Genomic DNA, 18928 nt, shown 5'->3' with positions numbered 1-18928 from the left:
GAGGACAAGATCCGGGCGCTGTACCGCTCATCCAACAACTATAAGGAGCCATAAATGAAGCACATATTTGCCGCCTGCCTGCTGTTTGCCTTAACCGCCCAGGCAACTGCGCAGACATACGTGGTTGGCGTGGAACGGGGAAGCTTCCTGCCCCATTACGGGGTTGACGAACAAGGCCAATATACCGGCTTTGCCCGTGAGCTACTGGACCTGTTCGCAGAACATGCCGGCGTAACCTTCATCTATAAACCGTTGCCCGTCGATGAACTGATGCCGGCCCTGGTTGAAGGTAAGGTGGACTTCAAATACCCGGATCATCCCGATTGGGCCCGTTCGGCAAAAACCGGGGACAGGATCAGCTACAGCCGCCCCATTGTGGAGTACGTTGACGGCGTTCTGGTGTCTCCGCGGCGCCTCGGCCTGGATGGGGACCACCTCAAACGCATCGGCCTTGTTGATGGCTGGACGGCCCGGGGATACGAGGAAAAGATCGAGGCCTCACAGATACTCCCGGTACCCAGTGACAGCCTGCCCGAAATGATTCATCAGGCATTGCTGAAGAACAGCGATGGCGCTTACTACAACGTGGTGGTCGCCCTGCACCACATCAACAATGTTCGGGTAAGACCGGGCGTTCTCGTGTTCGATCCCAATCTCCCGCATACCCGAAGCTCCTACCGGCTTTCAACGATCAGGCATGGGGATTTGCTACCGCGCTTCGACAGCTTTCTTGAGGAGCGCCACGAACAGGTCGCGGCGATCAAGGCCAAGCATCGGGTAGAAGCCAACATTGGCACCGAGTACTTTGGCATGGAGCAATGGAAAGTGGACTTTCTCAAACGGCAAAAAGCGAAAAACACTCAGTGACACTGACCCTCTCGCCGTATTCTTGCCCAAACTGACCAAAGCTACTGAGGGCACAGTTCCGTTTCCAGCCAGCGGCGCACTTCATGCCGGTGACGCCTGCGGTTGAGCTGTTCACTTTGAATATCGCGGGGGAAAATTTCCGATGCGCCTTCATGCCTCAGCCAGAAACGCCGGCGTACACCCACCGCATAGCGGCTGGGGCCATGAACCACAGCAGCCCGGATTTCAACGGCCGTAACATCCTCGAACAGGTAATCGCTGTCGCTGTCGCTGTCACTGTCACTATCGTCACTTCGGCGGCCCAGGATAATGTTGCGGAACGAACCCAGTACCAGGTAACCACCGGGCTGCAACGGACCCTGCCGCAGAACCTGGTGTACATTACTGTCGTCTGCCCCAACCCGACGGTACTCGGTAACGGTCAGGGCTTTCTCGTCACCGCTACGTGTCTGCAGTACCACCTGCACACATTGAACATGGATGGTTTCCTTGCCCATATTCACCAGCAGACACAGGGCGTCCGGATTCTCGTTCTGGGCATGGTGAATGACCATATAGGGACGGTTATTGCGCTGATACTGGATCAGGAACAACTGAAAATAAACGATCCAGATAACCGCCATGACCGCGCTGCTGATGGGGCTGATATATTCCATTCGCTCTCCTGCTTCAGCCGACATATGCGCTTACACGTTCTGTCGAAACACCGGGATTTCAACCCCGGTACCTGAAACAGATTATTCCTCATTGCTCAACCGCGCCACCACCGCCGCCAGATCCGTCATACCTTTCTCCACCTGCTGAATACCGGTGGCAATGCCGGAGATTTCATCCGAACTGCGACGTGACAGCGTCGATACCCCGTCCATGTTCGCGCGCAGCGACTCAATCAAATGACTGTTCTTGCCTACAACCGTGGAGATTTCTTCCAGGGATTGAGCGGTCTTAGCAGCCAGTTTACGCACCTCGTCGGCCACCACCGCGAACCCCCTCCCCATTTCGCCGGCACGGGCGGCTTCGATCGCTGCGTTCAGGGCCAACAGGTTGGTTTGCTCCGCCACAGTGCGAATGGTGCTGACAATGCTGCCAATCTGCTCGGCCTGGATTTCCAGATCCCGACTGACCTCCGTGGCGCTGGCCACCTCAGCCAGTGCCGACGCCGAGGTTTCTACCGCAAGGTTGAGAGCTCGAGTGGCTTCAGCCGCAATCTGCGAGGTTTCCTCGGAGGTGGCAGCAGCCACGTCGGCCGCCTCGCGGGCATTGTTCACCCGCGCGGTAATGTCCGAGGCAAACTTGATCACCTTGTATACCTGCCCGCCAGCATCCAGCACAGGGCTGTAGGTGGCTTCCAGCCAGATACTTTTACCGTTTTTGTCCCTGCGCTCAAACTGCCCTGAAAAGCTCTCACCACGAGCCAACCGCGCCCAGAAGTCCGGATTATTGCGATAGAAATCATCAAAACAGAACATCTTGTGGTGCTGGTGGAGGATCTCGTCCTTGGCGTAACCGGTGGTGGCCAGAAAGTTATCGTTGGCTTCCAGTATCGTGCCGTCAGGCGTGAACTTGATAACCGCCATGTACCGGTCGATGGCATCGAGCATGGCAGTATCATCCGCCACTTTGTCCTGGGCGGCGGTCGCGTCTGTTGCTAGCTTGATGACCTTGAAGACTTTCCCGTCCTCGTTGGTGACAGGGAAGTAGGTGGCCTCCAGCCAGACACGTCGACCATCCCTGGCAAAGCGGGGGAAGGTGCCTTGTTTCTTGATACCGCGCCCGAGATCCTCCCAGAAGCGCTGATATTCCGACGATGCTGTATAGCTTGAGTCACACAGTGACCGATGGTGCTTGCCAATGACCTCCTGGCGCTCGTACCCGACGATGGATAGCAGGATATCATTGGCAGACTCTACAATTCCCGAAGGGCTGAACTCGATATACCCGATCTGAGCGGCAATGGCATCCAGGGTTTGCTGCACCCTTTCCTGCTCGCCTCTGGAGACCGTTAACTGACCCGTCAATTCCGCAATACGATGGCGCCCAAACATGACACTCTCTCCCTGATGGATGAAGCCGCACATTGTTCAATGTATGCTCAACTCATCGGGAAAATAAGTATTTTAAAGTACTGTTAGCGAAACGAACTGTAAGGAACAATTACAATACATTTTTAGCTCAATAACCGGCCACTCTCAGCGCACTGATCAATGCTCGTCTTGCGCCAGCCCATGCCCACCATCCCAACCACCCTCCAAGGCCTTATACAGATCCACTGGCGCTACCAGCCTGACCAGCCTCAGTTGCACCAGTTGGTCACGGGTCTGTAACGGGGTGTGCTGGGCGTCCAGCATGGGCAGCAGTTCGTCGCTGACTTCCCGGTCACGCAGCTCGGTCAGCTCCATGGTCCGGGCGGCGCGGTCGTTGACTGTTTGCTGACATGAGGGTGCATACACCTTCAGCGGTATATATCAGAGCCTTCAGTAGGGTATACGTCTATCGTCCTGTGATACTGGCTTGGTGAGGCGCCAATGTGTCGGCGGAAAAAGCGGGTGAAATGCCCCTGGCAGGAAAAGCCCAGAGTATCCGAGAGGTTACCAAGCGTACACGAGCGGTTTTCTGAAAGCCATTGGAAAGCCAACTGCATCTTCCCAATGTTGGCCAACATCTGGGGCGTCATGCCAGTATTCTTCCTGAAGAGGGCAAAAAACTGGGCCCTGGACAAGCCGCACTCACGGGCGATAGCCTCCATATGGAGGTCACCCTGAGGTTTGTTCAGAATAAGCTCCTTGGCTTTCCGGATTCGCGCATCGTGGAAGCCGCCAGCGGAATAGACCCTTAAACGGGACAAGTGGATCCAGTCTGAATACCTCTCAATAATACTAATCATCAGATCAAAGAGCATACCCTCCAGCCGCTGAGGCTGAATCGTATCGAACGATAGCACGTCTGATATCAGCAGATCCGCTTTGGTACGGATAGACGGGGCCAGTTGGATACAAGGTTGCGAGAAAAAATCAGGGCGACCACTGAGCGACAATGTATGCTTCAGAGCAGCAAGCCAGTTCGGATCAATATACAGGGCCAGGATCACGGTGTCGTCGGAGCCATGTTGATGGTCGTAGGAATGCGGCTCCCAGGCATTGACTAAAACGGCGGTCTGGTCGGTCAGTGGCTGCTGCCGATTCCGGACCGAAAAAAACGTATCGCCTCCTGACGCTTTCAGAAGAACATGGCATTCTGAGTGAGCATGCGGGACGAGCGACTCATCCATTCCGAGCAACGCAACTCGTCCGAATGCCCCGTGAAAGATTCGGAGAGCACGCGACATAACCAGCAGACCTTAACCATGTGGCACCCTTCCGAGACTACCACCTCTTGATTTTGTTTTCTAATAGCTTGCGTCATGCCGCTCAGTAGATTCTATAAGGGCCACATCCCTGCGGCCCAATTGGTTCAGGTTGGTACGGATATTCCCGTCTCGCTCTACTTACTTTGCTTTGTTTTCCGACGGTTTCTCCGACAACAACAGGGAGACCAGAATCCCGAAAACCAATGCCCAGAAAGGAGAGCTGATACCAAAGAGACTGATACCACTCATTGCAACCAGCAACGCAACCATGGCACCGATCTGATGGCCAGCCACTTTCGAAAAAGCGTGTTGGAAAGCCGCGATCAGGACACCAATCATAGCCAGGCCCGCGACGGCACCGATCAGTGCCTTGGGTAAGGCAAGAATAAAGGGAACGGCCGCCCCGGCAAAAAGGCCGAAGGCGCAGAAAAGGACGCCATTGACCACGGTTGCACCGTAGCGTTTAGATTTGTCATCTCCCGCCTGCTCGGACGAACAGATCGCGGTCATTGGGCCAGCAATATTGGCGTTGTGGCCACCGATTGCACCGGCAATCATGCCGCCAATACCGCTAATGGTGGTCATTGCGTTGATGGGTGGACGATAATCCTCAGCCATCAGGACACCCATCGCCTGAGCGTTTTCCGCACCGATCACCAGGGCCGCCAACGGAATTGAAATAGCGAGTAGCCCATTCAGGGTAAAGGTCGGCATGGTCAGCTCGGGCGCGACAAAGGCAATGTTCACATCAGCCGGCTGTATGGAGCCCATCGCAAGTGCAATGCCAAAACCGACGATGGCGGCCGTCAGGACGGGGGGTACAGCCTTGGTAAGGCGGGCGGAAAGGAAGAAAGCCACGGCGGCCGCACCGGCAATCAGTGGCATGCTTTCCACTGATTGAACCGCCCCGGTGCCAAACCGGATCAACGCGCCAGCGATCATTGCCATGACAATGGGCATCGGCAGCCAGCTCATAATGCGGCCGATAACGCCGCTTACTCCGAGCAACAGCACGATGGCGCCGCTCATGATGAAAGCACCAACGGCCTCGGTAAAGGGAATAGTTGCCAGCGCTCCGATCATGATGGCCGCACCGGGAATTGAGTAGGCCCCGGTGATGGGCTGGCGATAGCGAAGCGCCATGATGAGACTGATCAGCCCACCTACAAAGTAGATGGCGAGCAGCCAGGCCACGGTCTGCCCGTTACTCAGATTGCCCGCTTCAGCGGCACTGATAACGATCAACGCCGGTCCCGAACAGCCAAAAAGCGCAGCCACCACCCCCGCGCTGACGGACTTGACGTTCAGGGCTTGCATCAGGCTCTTCAACCACGAAGCGGATGAATCAGTGGTAGGCGATGTATCTGGATTTTCGAGTGTTTGATTTTGCATAACCTGTCTCTCATTGTTGTTGGATGTCAGGTATTTCGATGACTGATTTCGCGTACTTACATCAGGTTCATTTGCCCCGAAATTCGGGCTTACGCTTCCCTTGAAAAGCTTCCACTCCCTCACGGAAATCCTCTGAGGAACGCAGGCGACTGTAGCAGTGCCCCTCCATCTCAATGGCGACCGACAAGATGGCGTTCTCATTGTCATTGATCATTCGTTTGGCCGTACGCTGCGCTAGCGGGGAGAAAAACCGCAACTCTTTCACCAGGGCATCCGTTGCACTTTCCAGCTCATCATCGGCAACACATTCAGTCACGAAGCCCCACTCAAGAGCCTGGGGACCGCTGATTCGCTTGGCACGCATTACCATGTCCTTGGTGCGGGTGATGCCGATGGTTTTTTGTAGCCGGGCCGAGCCACCCGAACCGGGTATCTGACCCAACTTCTGCTCTGGCAATGCATAAAGGGCCGTTTCCGATGCAATGCGAAAATCGCAGGCCAGAGATAGTTCGAAACCAACCCCGAAGGTGTACCCACGGTTTGCTGCAATCACCGGCTTGCTGCAACGAGCCGGTGCCGCAATGTTGTCCGCCAGTTTCGATACATGTTCTGGTGAAGCTTCCAGGAAACCTCGGATATTACCGCCGCTGGAAAAATGCTCCCCAACTCCGCGCAAGACGATGACCCGGACGTCCGAAAGCTGGTCCAGAGCCTCGAAGACCGAGCGCAACTCATCACGCTGGTTCATCTCTATAACGTTCAGAGGCGGGCGATTAAGCACGATATCCGCACGTTCCCCGGCAGGATCAAGATGGACCTCGAAGCCGTCGAAGCCCGAGGACAGGAATTCCTTCAATTCATTCTCTTTCATGACAGTATGTCCTGTAATGGTCACTGGTTGTTGGTGGTGGAGGGCTCCTGCTCACGCAGTACCCGACGAAGTATCTTGCCCACCGGCGACTTGGGAATTTCGTCGACGAAGACATAACGACGAGGTCGTTTGAACCGGGTCAGCTCACGCTCAATACAGTGACGGTCGAGTTCTTCCTCTTTGATCGGCGCCCGGGGTTTCACAAAAGCGGTGACGATCTTGCCCCAGCGTTCATCAGGCAGGCCTACCACCACAACTTCTTCTACCTGGGGGTGCAGGGAAAGAACGTCTTCGATCTCCACCGGGCTGACGTTCTCGCCGCCGGTGATAATCAGATCATCAACCCGCCCGGTCACAAAAAGGTCACCGTCGGCGTCGAAATAGCCCGTATCACTGGTGAAATACCAGCCCTGTTTCAGGGCCTTTTGGTCGGCATCTGGTCGTTGCCAGTAACCCTGAAAGGCTTCGTCACCGTTCATGTCGGCAATGATTTCGCCTTCCTCGCAAACGGGCATTTGCTCGTCGGGTGTGTCGGCTCCAATCCGGACGACGCGAATGCGCTGATTGAGGGAAGCACGCCCAGAGGAGCCGGGCTTTTGGCTGGCATTCTGATCGATGGTGAAGGTGTAGATCTCGGAACTACCGTAGTGATTGACGAACAGACTGGGATTGAAAGCGGCCTCTACGCGCGCGATCAGTCCAGCGCTCATGGGGGCGCCGGCATAGCCGAGCTTGTCAACACTCCCAACACGCCCCGGGTCGAAATCCGGATGTTCGATCAGCATGTGGTAGAGCGTTGGCACCAGGTAGAGATTACTGACCTGCTCACGCTCAATCGCATCGAGCGTTTCCTTGGGGTCAAACTTCGGTATGCATACGAATTTGCCATCAACCAACGCCATGGAGAGCAGCGAGCGCACTCCCATGGTGTGATAGAGCGGCATGACCCCGAGCGTGCACTCATCGTGTCGATAAAGATTCTGCGCCACATGGGCCAGCGCCGCCGAACGCTCTGCCCGGTGCACCCGGGGCACGCCCTTGGGTTTGCCACTGGTGCCCGAGGTATAGAGCATCAGCGAAAGATCCTCTGCCGTGGCCCGCAGTATGGTGTCACCCCGGGTGCCCAGAAGACTGTCGAAGTCATGGGCGTCCGGATCCTTGATCTGGCCGGAGGTAATGCGCACAAGAGACCGGGCAGACGAGCAGTTTTGCACCGCTTCGCTGGCGGATTCGTCGTAGGCGACGACACGTGCCTCGGTATCGGAGATCAAGAATTCAAGATCCTGGGCGGTCGAACGCCAATTTACCGGAGTCACAATGATACCGGCGAACTGGCATGCCCAGTGCAGCGTCGCCATCTGCCAGCGGTTCTGCATGATGACCAGCAGGCGGTCTCCTTTACTCAGGCCAAACCCTTCGAGGCATCGGGCGACGCTCTGGATGTCCTGGAACCAGGTCTCATAGCTTTTGCGCAGGGTTCCGTCCGCAATCGCTGTCGCCTGGGGGCGGCGCTCCACAGACGCAAGAAAACTTCGACCAAGATCAAACATTATTGTTCTCCTGTTCTTTATCGGTTGGTCCTGAAACCTCGTGATCACGCGTTTCGGCGACCTCAAGGATGGCGTTGACGATGCCCGTGTAGCCTGTGCAACGACACAGGTGCCCCGACAACATGTCGCGGACCTGCGTCTCGGTGGGTCTCGATACCCGGGTCAGGAACTCGGTACTGGATATCAGGATGCCCGCGGTACAGAAGCCGCATTGCAGGGCATGGTGTTTGCGAAACGCCTGCTGGAGATCATTCAGCGTCTCTTCGCGGGCGAGCGACTCGACCGTCTGCAAATCCCTGCCCTGAGCCTGTACCGCCAGCATCAGACAGGAACGGCTGGCCCGACCGTCGACCAGTACCGTGCAGGCACCGCATACACCGTGCTCACAGCCCACCCGCGTGCCGGTGGCGCCCAGTTCGTGGCGCAGGAAATCACTGAGCAGTGTGCGCGGCTCTGCATAACCGGCGCGTTCCCGGCCATTGAGAGTGACAGTCACACGGTGACGTGTATCAGCCTTGAGGTGCATGGGTGTCATCCTTCTGAGCGGAACATTCATCTATCAGGCGAGAACCCAGCTCACGTACCAGGTGGCGACGATAGACAGCCGAGGCGTGGGCGTCGTCCTGAGCATTGAGGGACCAGGCAAAGTGATTGAGCCATGACGCCCGGGCATCATTACCGGTCATGCTTCGACGAACCGGCCGGTCGGCAACACCACCGACCGTCAGGTCAGTTCTGTCCCCGCAAATCCTGACAGCCAGGGCAACAATGGCGAAGTCACCATGGCGCATGGAGACCTCGCGGAAGCGGTAACGTTCGTTACCCTGGCCAAGTGGAAAACGCACTTCCGTAATCAGTTCGTCCGTGCGTTTTGCCGTGGTCAGAATCCCCTGAAAAAATTCGTGAGCGGGTAATTTTCGGGTTTTGCCCTTGCGGGCTTCCAGAACGACCTCGCCTCCGAGAGCGGTCAGACACAAGGGCAGTTCGGCACTGGGGTCGGCATGGGCAATCGACCCGCACACGGTCCCGCGATTGCGGGTCTGGGCATGACCAATCCAGGGCATGGCCTGGGCGAGAAGCGGCACCTTTTCGGCAAGACCGGGATGCTCCAGCAGTTCTGCCTGGGTAATACCCGCACCGACTGCGAGATAATCCCCGCGATCCTCGATGTAATGCAGGTCCTGAATTCCGGCAATGTCGATCAAAAGCCTGGGCTGGGCAAACCGCATGTTCAGCACCGCCATCAGTGACTGGCCACCGGCTATAAGCCGCGCATCATCACCAAACTCGTGCAAGAGGTCACAGGCCTCCCGCCGGGTGCCGGGCCGGGTATAATCAAAAGTGGCCGGTTTCATGACGGGCCTCCTTTACCAGTAAGCAGTGCCCGGATTCTCTGCCACAGCCTCTGCAGGAATAGGAACCGGGATGTACCGCCGCCCATCCGACGGGAGAACCGCGAGAACACCTGGCCAATGATCATTTTTGACGCGCTCTGCAACATGCGGCCGCCAACCGAAGCGATCCTGCCGCCGACGGTTGCCTCGTAGTCGTAGTCCAGCCGCGTACGATTGCCTTCGAGCGCGGTCAGGGTGACGGTGGCGAATGCTTCCGCCGAGCCCATGGCACTGCTGCCGTAGCCACGCAGTTGAAGGCTGTCTGGAGGGTTCAGGTCGTGAAGGCTGACCCGGGCATCAAAACGGGCACGTATCATACCCACACCAACCGTGACATCGGCACGGTATTCGTTCTCCCCAGTCATCTCCAGGCCGTGACATCCGGGGATGATGGCAGCCAGTGTTTGCGGATTGAGGAGAGCGTCGAAAACCTCATTGGGGGTGCCGGGCAGTTCGACCGAATCCCTGGCTCTGAGTCTAGAGCCACTGCTAGCGGTAGCTTCCGTTTCCGGCTCACCCACACCTTCCGGGCGGGGAGGCTCCTCGATGCCCATAAGGATGCGTACTTTCGACGGCGTCAGAGGAAGCTCGACATCCCTGGTCTCGAGCGCATCGGCAACGGCATTGGCGATGCATACCGGGGTGCTCATGTTGTTCCCCTCGCCAACGCCTTTGGCTCCGAGAGGCGTAAAAGGTGACGGTGTCTCCATGTGGAGGATAACCGGCTCCGGGACCTCAACGCTGGTGGGGATCAGGTAATCGGCAAGCGTCCCCGACTGGAAGTTGCCATCAGCGCCATAGACAAACTCTTCCATCAAGGCAGCGCCCAGAGCCTGGGCAAACCCGCCGCGAATCTGGCCATCCACCAGTTGTGGATTGAGCATTCGGCCAGCGTCATGAAGGGTCACATAACGATCTATGCGGACAGCACCGGTGATGGCATCAATCTCTACCCCGCAATAATCAAAAATGAAGCCATAACACAGGGAACTGTTGATCAACTCATCGTCACCGGGAGCCTCCAGTTCCGGAGGAGTCCAGAACGCCGTTTCCCGAAGGCCGCCCGGCTCGCTTTGGGGTGTTGTTCCCGGAGACCAGTGAGTGGCGCCTGCCAGGCGGTGGAAAGAAGACGACTGGTCCGTACCCTCCACATAAACCCGGCCCTCCGAGAACCGGATATCGTCGCTATCGATATTCCATTGCTCCGCGGCAAGGGCGGCTAGTCGAGCACGGACCTTTAGGGCGGCCTTGTAGACAGCCCCGGCTACGGCGCCGGAAAATCGGCTGGAGTAATTGCCGGATGCAATCGACCAGGCGTCTTTACCGGTGTCCAGTTCCACGTTGACGCTGATGGATTCCAGTGGAACACCCAGCGTTTCTGCCACGATCTGTGCAGCGACGGTTTGATGGCCCTGCCCCTGGGGAGTGGACGAAACATGCACGCTGACACTGCCAAGCGGATCGACACTAATCGTTGCCGTGCTGACGGCACCATTCTTGGGGCCTGCCCGTTTACGTTCCTCGGGAGTGAACGCCATGGTGATATAACCCATGTTCGAGATGGACGGCTCGACAGCGGCCGTGTAACCGATCCCGTAGTAACGCCCCTCACGCCTTGCCTCATCACGCCGCTGGATGAGTTCTTCCAGGCCCCCTTCCCTGACGCCTTTTTCCAGGCCTGCCGGGTAATCCCCGGAATCCAGTAGTGAACCGGCTGCCGAGCGATAAGGGAAAGCGCCTTTGGGGACGAGGTTGGTACGAATGACGTCCAGTGGGTCCAGATCTAGCTCAACGGCAATACGCTGCATCAGCCGTTCCAGCGGAAAATACACCTGCGGCCCACCGAACCCGCGGTTAAGCCCGGTCGGCGTTTTGTTGGTCATCACAATTCGGTTGCGCACGGCAAGGTTGCGAATGGCATAAGCGCCGGTCAGATTGCCATGCATCCGGTAGGTGGTAGCCGGTTCCGGCGCTCGCAGGTAGGCGCCGCAATCATCTAGCTGGTCCAGACGCAGGGCCGTTACCCGGCCCTCTCGCGTTACCGCGGCTTCGAGCGTACTGACCCGGTTGGTTCCCGAAGAGGCGCCCTGAAGGTGTTCCAGACGGTCCTCAACCCACTTGACCGGCGCGCCGACTTTGCGCGCGGCCAGGCCCATCATAACGACATAGGGAAAAACACCCTGTTTGATGCCAAAGCTGCCGCCTGATTCCGGCGGAGTGCGTAGTCGAAGACGATTGGCGGGTACCTGAAGAGCCCGGCACATGACCGAGTGAAGCGCATAGGGCCCCTGAAAGTTGGAGGTTATATCAAAAGCAGAGTTGGCCGGATCGAATTGAGCAAGCACCACGTAGCACTCGATCGGCATACAGGAACTGCGAGGGAAACGAACCTTGATCGAGACCTGTCGGTCGGCTTCGGCAAACGCAGTCTCGGGATCGCCATAACGGAATGTGCGGTCGCTGACGACATTCCCGCCAACCTTCTCGTGAAGGATTGCCGCACCGGACTCAATAGCAAACTCGGTGTCGACAGCCACCGGAAGCGTTTCATAGTCAACCGTCACTCCACTTAGAGCATCTTCAGCCAGATATCGATTTTCAGCGATAACCACGGCGACTGGCTCACCAACATAACGCACCTTGTCCACCGCTAGGCACCAGTGCTCCATGGGCTGACGCACGCCCACCGGGAATGGCAAAGCCCACTGACGAACATCTTCACCGGTCAGTACACCGTGAACCCCATCCATTTCCAGCGCCCGGGACGAATCCACGGCTTTGAGCCGGGCATGGGGATGAGGCGAGCGCACAATAGCGGCGTACAAGGTTCCCGGTGGGGTCGGCACTTCATCGCCATAGCGCCCCTGGCCACGCAACAGGACCTCGTCTTCGAGCCGGGGCTGGCGTGTGCCGATAAACTGCTTTTCATTTGTAGTTGTCATTGACGGAGCCAAACTCATACTTTCCTCCGCGGCCGGAATAGGGGTAATGGGCCACTTTGCAGAAAGTCTATAGAGCGGTTCCGGCGGTGTCGTTACCCCGGGAAATTGCTTATTACGCCGCCGTACGGCTTTTTACCCGAGAGTCTGAATTTCACTGAATTCCCCGGATGTGGTGCCGACAATGAATGGAACACTGTGGGAGAATCAGGGCATCCTGCCCAGCAAGGTTGTAGAAAATAACCATGAGATCCCTCGAACATCTGATCACGGACTTCATCGCTTACCGGGAGGACGGCCAACGTGTGGCACTGGTCACCCTGATCGGAAATACTGGTTCATCGCCCCGGCCTCTGGGAAGTCAGATGGTGGTTTCCGAGTGCGGCCGTTCAGTGGGCTACCTGACCGGTGGTTGTGCCGAATCCGTCATTGTTTCCGAAGCCGTTGCCGCCATCGAAGCCCAGGCCAACCGACAGATCCGTCTGGGGCTTGGCTCTCCCTACATGGATATTCAGTTGCCCTGTGGCGCGGGGATCGACATCTATATTGACGTGACGTTGTGCGACGAAACGGCACGACAGATCAACTCGTCTCTCAGGCACCGGACTCCCGTTGCCCTGGATACCTGTCTCGAAACCGGTAGACACCAGACGGTGATAAGCCATAAACAGACCGTGAAGAATGGCGTGTTCAGACGCTGGTATCTGCCACGACGCCGCTTACTGATCATGGGGAAAGGGCCCAATACCACGGCGCTTGCCTGCCTTGGCACGGCAACGGATTACGAGGTGGACGTACTATCACCGGATCGCAAAACCCGTGATGCCTGTTCTTCGGAGGGGATCGAAGCGAAGACCCTGAAGACCCCGGAAATGATTGACGCGGTCCCGCTGGATGCCTGGACAGCTGCCGTCCTGCTATTCCATGAGCATGACTGGGAACCGGCTATTCTAAAGGCGTTGCTGACCTCGGATTGTTTCTATATCGGCGCTTTGGGCAGTCGCAGCACCCACGAAGACCGCATCCGCCAGCTTGAAGGCCTGGGGCTCGGGAAAGAGGTAGACAGGATTCATGGCCCCGTGGGCCTGGATATCAAGGCGATGACGCCGACAGAAATTGCAATTTCCATTCTCGCGGAGATCACATTCGCCTACCGCTCGGAAAACTCTTTGCCATCACTGGTGTCAAGCAGTTCATGCTCTTCACACACTTCGTCACTCACCTGAAGAGTCAGCTCTGACGCAGGTCACCTTGCGTTATTCAACGCAATAGCTAAGGTTACAAAACTATACATTCGCATCGAATGCTGGAAATTCAATGAATTTTCGCCAACTATCTATGCGAAAAGGTCGTTTTTTAGGCATCTGTGCGGGCGGACTGGTCCGGGTTATCTCCCAACCACAATCACCTTAAATCGAGAAACGCTTCCTTCACGTGCCCGGCCAATGCATCGTTAATCGGGTTACTGCCACTGCGCACCAGGGCAATCTGGTAATTTGTGAGCGTTGGAAGGCCTTCCCTGTCGAGCCGTCGCAGGGGGGGCTTCACCAGGCTTACCGGAAAAGGTGCAACAGCCAGATCAGCGTACATCGCCGCTTCCTGACCAAAACAGTTATCGCAGGTATAGGCGACACGATACGGAACCTGAGCCTCATCGAGGGCTTTCAGGGCCGTCCGCCGCCAGACACAGCCCTGGTTGGCCAGGGCGACGGGCAGAGGTGACCGGTTAGCAGCGACACCACCTTCACGACCGACCCAGACCAGAGGCTCCGTGTGCACGACTTCCCCTCGCCGTTCCTGCCCTTCATTCCCGATCGTGACAAGCACCATATCCAGTTCTCCGGCGTCCAGGCGATCAAGATTCTGCTGGCTCGAGCCTACCAGTACATCCACCTGAACGGCCGGACAAGACCTGGCGAACTGTGCCAGAACACCAGGTAGAATGCGGCTACCCACATCGTCTGAGGTCCCAAAACGAACCCGGCCTTCCAGAGCGGGTGAAAGAAACTGCTGGATGGCCTCCTCGTTCAATCGCAGCAGTCGTCGACCATAGCCCAGCAACACCTCTCCCTCGGGCGTCAGCCGGACGCGACGGGCTTCGCGCACAAAAAGGACGTGGCCGAGAATTTCCTCAAGCCGTTTGATCTGCATGCTCAGGGCCGAAGGGGTACGAAAAACCTGCTTCGCGGCGCGGGTAAAGCTTCCACTCTCGGCAATGGCCACGAAGGTTCTCAATACGTCGGTATCCAGTAACGGGCCAACCTCGCGGCTGGGCGCATGCTCGGTACTGTTCATAAGCCACCTTTCAATTTTTCTTAACCTATAGGTTAAATCTTTTCGTTTGTTTGATCAAAGGTGACATTGCATGCTGATAACCATGCCCCAGCGAACATGCGAGGGCACCCACACTGGTCACTGAACAGGAGATCGAAATGATGAGCCATTACCAGGAATTCCACCGCCCGCAGCTTCGTCCAGACTCTCCGTCCAAGCCTCCGGAGCTGGAAGTTTACATGCCGGCCACCCCGCCACTGGCGTTCATGGCAACGATTGAGTTCTGGGTCAGGATCTTTCGGCGCAGGCACCATTTTCGTCGCCTGTTCCTGCCTTTGCTGAAGGAGGATGACGAGATACTGGCGGACATCGGTTTCGAGAGGACGGATATTCAGTGGGCGCTCAATCTCCCACTGAAGGTCGATGCTCTGAAGGCGCTGGAGGCCTGTCGCAGGGAGCGAGTTTGTTCAAACGTAAAGTGACTCGATCACATCCGTATACTTCTCATAGATGTTGCTCCTGCGCACCTTCATGGTGGCGGTCACTTCGTTGTCGTCATGGTCCAGCTCCTTGGTGAGCAGGTGGAAGCGCTTGATCCGGGCCACTTGAGGCAGCTGTTCGTTGCCCTTGGCTACCTCGGCCTGGATCAGTTCATTCACCTGAGCCTGTTCTGTCAGGCTGCGGAAGGTGGTGTAGGCAATCCGTTCCTGCTCCGCCCATTTGGCCACGGTGTCAAAGTCGATCTGTATCAGGGCGGAAACATATTTCCGGGCCTCCCCGATCACAATGCATTCCTTGATATAGGGGCTTGCCTTGATGGTGTTCTCAATCTCCGTCGGCGACAGGTTCTTGCCGCCGGCGGTGATCATGATGTCTTTCAGCCGGTCGACGATCTTGAGCTGGCCATCCCGCCATTCGCCTACATCGCCGGTACGCAGCCAGCCGTCTTTCAGGGTTGAGGCGGTCGCCTCGTCGCTTTTGTAGTAACCCTTGAACATGCTGCCGCCACGCATGATGATCTCGTTGTGCTCACCGAGTATGACCTCAACGCCGGTAATCGCGACTCCCACGGTTCCCAGATGCACGTCATCCACCGGCTGTGCGGTTGCCACGCCGGTACTTTCTGTCTGGCCATAAACTTCCAGCAGGGGAATACCAATGGTCCGGAAGAATTCCAGAATCCCGGTGGAAATGGGGGCCGCTCCGGTCATTGCGATGGTACATCGGCGCAGGCCAATGAAATTCTGCAAGGCCCGGAACACCAGCCAGTAACTGAGACTGTACAGACCTTTTTCTTTCAGGCTCCACTGCACGCGGGATTTGGTGGCCATGGGCGAACAGGCCCGGATTGCCCAATCGAACAATGACCGCCGGACACGTCCGGTCTCCTGGATTTTAATGTAGATGGAAGAATGGAGCTTCTCCCAGATTCGGGGCACGCCCAGGAAAAAGGTCGGCGCAATTTCCCGCAGATCTTCCTGAACGGTGCGCAGGCTCTCGCCAAAGCTGACGGAGCTGCCTGCATAGACCGGCGCAATGTTGGTTACCGCCTGCTCCGCCACATGGCACAGCGGCAGGTAGGAAAGACTGGAACCGCGCTCGTCCGCCTGCAGCAACTCAATAAGACCGGGCGCGGCAGCATGAAGGTTGCCCCAGCTGATCATGGCGCCCTTCGGCCGTCCGGTGGAGCCGGAGGTGTAGATCATCAGGGCGGTGTGATCCATCCGCTGGCCATCCAGCAGTTCATCCACCAGGCCGGGATGGTCTTTTTCAAACGCCCGGCCTCTGGCCTCAATGTCCTCGAATGCCGTCGGAGGTTCGGGATAGTAACGAAGGCCTTTCATATCGATGGCGATGGTGTACTTCAGCTGCGGCAGTTGAGGCCAGGCTTCCAGCACTTTATCGGTCTGTTCCTGATCCTCACACACCACAATGCTCGCATCGCTGTGTTCGAGAACGTAGGCCACCTCATTCCAGGGGCTGGTCGGATACACCCCAACACAGATACCCCGCACCATGCCAATACCCATCTGGGCGATCACCCATTCCACCCGGTTTTCCGAGATGATGGCCACATGGCCACCCTCCTCCAGCCCCATGGCGCGGAGCCCCAGACCAAAATGCCGGGCACGGTCGTAGTAGTCCCGCCAGGAATAGGCCTGCCAGATGCCAAAGTCTTTCTGGCGCAGGGCCAGTGCATCCGGCCGCTCTTGCGCATGGGCCCGCAGCATCTGGGTCAGGGTCAGATCAGGTAGGGAAGGGGTTGTCATGACAGCCACCGTTTACGGCGTTTATAGTGCTTGATATCGCGGTAACTGCGGGCTTCACCTTCCTTGCCGCCCACACCCAGGTAGAACTCCTGAACGTCCTCGTTCGCCGTGAGTTTGTCCGCCGGCCCGTCGATCACGATCTTGCCGTTCTCCATGATGTAACCGTATGAGGCAATCGCCAGAGACACCGCCGCATTCTGCTCCACCAGAAGAATCGCAGTGCCCTGTTCACGGTTGATCCGCGCCACGATGGTAAAGATCTCCTCCACCAGCAGCGGCGCCAGGCCCAGGGACGGCTCATCCAGCATGATCAGTGCGGGCTGGGCAATCAACGCACGCCCCAAAGCCAGCATCTGCTGTTCGCCGCCTGAGAGGTAACCCGCCAATTGCTTACGGCGTTCCTTCAGGCGAGGAAAATAATCGTAGACCAGTTCGTAGCTGTCGCTCAGGGAAGGCTTGCTGCCACTGAGTGCGTAGGTGGCGGCAACCAGGTTCTCCTCCACCGTGAGGTCTTCAAACACACGGCGGCCTTCCATGACATGGAACAGTCCGTTACGCACCAGTTTTTCGGGAGGCGTGCCCTTTACATCCTGGCCCCGGAAACGCACCTCCCCGGCGGTCACCTCCCCGTCTTCCAGGGTCAGCAGGCCGGAGACACTCTTCAGCGTGGTGGATTTGCCAGCACCATTGGAACCGAGGAGTGCCACAATGGCGCCCTCCGGCACCCGCAGCGACAGGCCCCGGAGAACCTGCACCGACTTGTTGTAGACCACCTCGATATTATCGATTTCCAGCAAGGCTTCCATACAGCCCCTCAGTCAAGGTGAATCCAGTCCGATACCGGCTCATAACGGCCTTCTTCAGCATTTACCCGCCAGATCCGGCCGACCGGGAAGGACATGTTCCGCACGGTGACCGGAATGCCGATAATGCCGCCAGTATCCCAGTCCTCAATAGAGGCAAGAGACTCCGCCATGTTGTCTCCGGTCAGTTCTTTCCCCGCATCGAGCGTGCGCTTGACCACTTCTGTCCAGACCATGGCATTGAACCACCCCTGCATGTAGCCGGTAGGACGGTAGCCCGCTTCCGGGTCGCTTTTCTCTGCCTGAGTCCGGAGGGCATCAAGCATGGGACCGCTTTCCTCGCTGTCGTAGTAGTTGTAGGGCATTACGCCCATGTAGCCATCGGCATCCGCGCCCATCTTGTCGATGATCAACTTGTCCGAGGACCAGAAGGTGCCCATGAACTGGGTATCGAGGCCCATCTGGCGCATCTGCACCATGAACTCGTTGATCGGCGACAATACGTAGCCATGAAACACAACATAGTCCGGTCGTACCCTGCGGAGTTTCAGGACCTCAGCAGACACATCCACACTGCCGGGCTTGGTCACGATCTCCTCGACGACGTCGATGCCCAGTTCACCCGCGCGGGCTTTGCCGTTTTCGATGGGGTCCTTACCGAACTCGGTATCACTGTATACAAACGCCACGGTGGGCATATCACCACCTTCACCCTGAGTGGCGATGTACTCCAGAATGATGCCAAACATCTGACTGTAGTTCGGGCCGGGAATGAACTGGTAGGGGTATTGCTCGTTATCCGTCAGCGCGGTCGCGAACGACGCCCCGCTCATCAGGGTATCGCCCTGGCTGTTGAGCTCAGAGGCGATGGCTTTCATGAAACCGGTGCTGTCGCCGTAGTAGGTAGCCGGGGAACTGCTACCGGAAATCTTCTTGAAGGCCGCCACCGAACGGTCCACCTCGTAGGCAGTGTCTTCCATCACATACTCTACCGGGTGGCCATTGATGCCCCCCTGGCTGTTGATCCAGTTAGTGTAGTCGGTCAGACCGGCGTGGATGTGAATACCGGCAAACGCAAACACGCCGGAAAGCGGTATGGAACCGCCAAACACGACGGGCTCCTTGTCCTGTGCCATCGCCGGCGCGACCACTGTCAATGCAGCGACCAGGCTGCCAAGACCGGCAAGCCGGCGACCTTTTTTGAGGATGTTTCTGAACATGT

17 protein-coding genes are annotated in these 18928 nt (G+C 57.3%); 3 read left to right on the top strand and 14 right to left on the bottom strand.

Annotation, left to right across the window (positions count from 1 at the left end; genetic code table 11):
* Positions 1–54: 54 nt before the first annotated feature.
* Positions 55–867: a substrate-binding periplasmic protein gene (locus tag AC13D2_RS18545; protein WP_300494343.1), complete on the top strand. Its 813-nt coding sequence runs from the start codon at positions 55–57 to the stop codon at positions 865–867.
* Between the two features lie 41 nt (positions 868–908).
* Here the strand turns inward: AC13D2_RS18545 and AC13D2_RS18540 are convergent, their stop codons facing one another.
* The 10 genes from AC13D2_RS18540 to AC13D2_RS18495 form a co-directional block, all read right to left on the bottom strand.
* Positions 909–1523, bottom strand: a complete 615-nt coding sequence (locus AC13D2_RS18540) for a hypothetical protein (RefSeq protein WP_300494344.1) — start codon at positions 1521–1523, stop codon at positions 909–911.
* Between the two features lie 81 nt (positions 1524–1604).
* On the bottom strand, positions 1605–2912 hold the full coding sequence (locus AC13D2_RS18535; protein WP_300494346.1) for a methyl-accepting chemotaxis protein: 1308 nt from the start codon (positions 2910–2912) through the stop codon (positions 1605–1607).
* Positions 2913–3068: 156 nt separating this feature from the next.
* Positions 3069–3266 (bottom strand): hypothetical protein, encoded by a 198-nt coding sequence (locus AC13D2_RS18530; RefSeq protein ID WP_300494348.1) that lies wholly within the window; start codon positions 3264–3266, stop codon positions 3069–3071.
* A gap of 53 nt (positions 3267–3319) precedes the next feature.
* Positions 3320–4192, bottom strand: coding sequence for a helix-turn-helix transcriptional regulator (locus tag AC13D2_RS18525; RefSeq protein WP_292049922.1), 873 nt, complete (start codon positions 4190–4192; stop codon positions 3320–3322).
* Positions 4193–4351: 159 nt separating this feature from the next.
* Positions 4352–5530 (bottom strand): benzoate/H(+) symporter BenE family transporter, encoded by a 1179-nt coding sequence (locus AC13D2_RS18520; RefSeq protein ID WP_482939011.1) that lies wholly within the window; start codon positions 5528–5530, stop codon positions 4352–4354.
* A gap of 142 nt (positions 5531–5672) precedes the next feature.
* Positions 5673–6476, bottom strand: coding sequence for an enoyl-CoA hydratase/isomerase family protein (locus AC13D2_RS18515; RefSeq protein WP_300494352.1), 804 nt, complete (start codon positions 6474–6476; stop codon positions 5673–5675).
* Between the two features lie 20 nt (positions 6477–6496).
* The gene (locus tag AC13D2_RS18510; protein ID WP_300494354.1) at positions 6497–8026 is read right to left on the bottom strand and encodes an AMP-binding protein; all 1530 of its coding nucleotides are present in this window, start codon (positions 8024–8026) and stop codon (positions 6497–6499) included.
* A complete protein-coding gene (locus AC13D2_RS18505; protein ID WP_126810704.1) occupies positions 8019–8552 on the bottom strand; it encodes a (2Fe-2S)-binding protein in 534 nt (177 codons plus the stop codon). Before AC13D2_RS18505 ends, AC13D2_RS18510 begins: the two co-directional genes overlap by 8 nt.
* A complete protein-coding gene (locus tag AC13D2_RS18500; RefSeq protein WP_482939010.1) occupies positions 8536–9381 on the bottom strand; it encodes an FAD binding domain-containing protein in 846 nt (281 codons plus the stop codon). Before AC13D2_RS18500 ends, AC13D2_RS18505 begins: the two co-directional genes overlap by 17 nt.
* Positions 9378–12362 carry a xanthine dehydrogenase family protein molybdopterin-binding subunit gene (locus tag AC13D2_RS18495; RefSeq protein ID WP_300494361.1) on the bottom strand — a complete coding sequence of 995 codons (2985 nt, stop codon included), beginning with the start codon at positions 12360–12362 and terminating at the stop codon, positions 9378–9380. Before AC13D2_RS18495 ends, AC13D2_RS18500 begins: the two co-directional genes overlap by 4 nt.
* A 242-nt stretch (positions 12363–12604) precedes the next feature.
* Here AC13D2_RS18495 and AC13D2_RS18490 point away from each other — a divergent pair, with 242 nt between their 5' ends.
* Positions 12605–13585, top strand: a complete 981-nt coding sequence (locus AC13D2_RS18490) for an XdhC family protein (protein WP_292049913.1) — start codon at positions 12605–12607, stop codon at positions 13583–13585.
* 178 nt (positions 13586–13763) lie between these two features.
* Here the strand turns inward: AC13D2_RS18490 and AC13D2_RS18485 are convergent, their stop codons facing one another.
* Positions 13764–14654 carry a LysR family transcriptional regulator gene (locus AC13D2_RS18485; RefSeq protein WP_300494365.1) on the bottom strand — a complete coding sequence of 297 codons (891 nt, stop codon included), beginning with the start codon at positions 14652–14654 and terminating at the stop codon, positions 13764–13766.
* Between the two features lie 137 nt (positions 14655–14791).
* Here AC13D2_RS18485 and AC13D2_RS18480 point away from each other — a divergent pair, with 137 nt between their 5' ends.
* Complete coding sequence (locus AC13D2_RS18480; RefSeq protein ID WP_300494368.1) at positions 14792–15115, top strand: hypothetical protein; 324 nt, start codon at positions 14792–14794, stop codon at positions 15113–15115.
* Here the strand turns inward: AC13D2_RS18480 and AC13D2_RS18475 are convergent.
* The 3 genes from AC13D2_RS18475 to AC13D2_RS18465 are packed head-to-tail and all read right to left on the bottom strand — an operon-like array spanning position 15101 to position 18926.
* Positions 15101–16903, bottom strand: coding sequence for an AMP-dependent synthetase/ligase (locus AC13D2_RS18475; RefSeq protein WP_300494370.1), 1803 nt, complete (start codon positions 16901–16903; stop codon positions 15101–15103). The genes AC13D2_RS18480 and AC13D2_RS18475 overlap by 15 nt on opposite strands.
* Positions 16900–17709 (bottom strand): ABC transporter ATP-binding protein, encoded by an 810-nt coding sequence (locus AC13D2_RS18470; protein ID WP_292049909.1) that lies wholly within the window; start codon positions 17707–17709, stop codon positions 16900–16902. The genes AC13D2_RS18475 and AC13D2_RS18470 overlap by 4 nt, the downstream gene beginning before the upstream one ends.
* An 8-nt stretch (positions 17710–17717) precedes the next feature.
* Complete coding sequence (locus AC13D2_RS18465) at positions 17718–18926, bottom strand: ABC transporter substrate-binding protein (protein WP_300494374.1); 1209 nt, start codon at positions 18924–18926, stop codon at positions 17718–17720.
* Positions 18927–18928 lie beyond the last annotated feature (2 nt).

This window comes from Marinobacter sp. B-12 (genome assembly GCF_056857915.1).
Note: the sequence above shows the minus strand (reverse complement) of the source record. Positions and strands in the feature narration are given on the sequence as shown.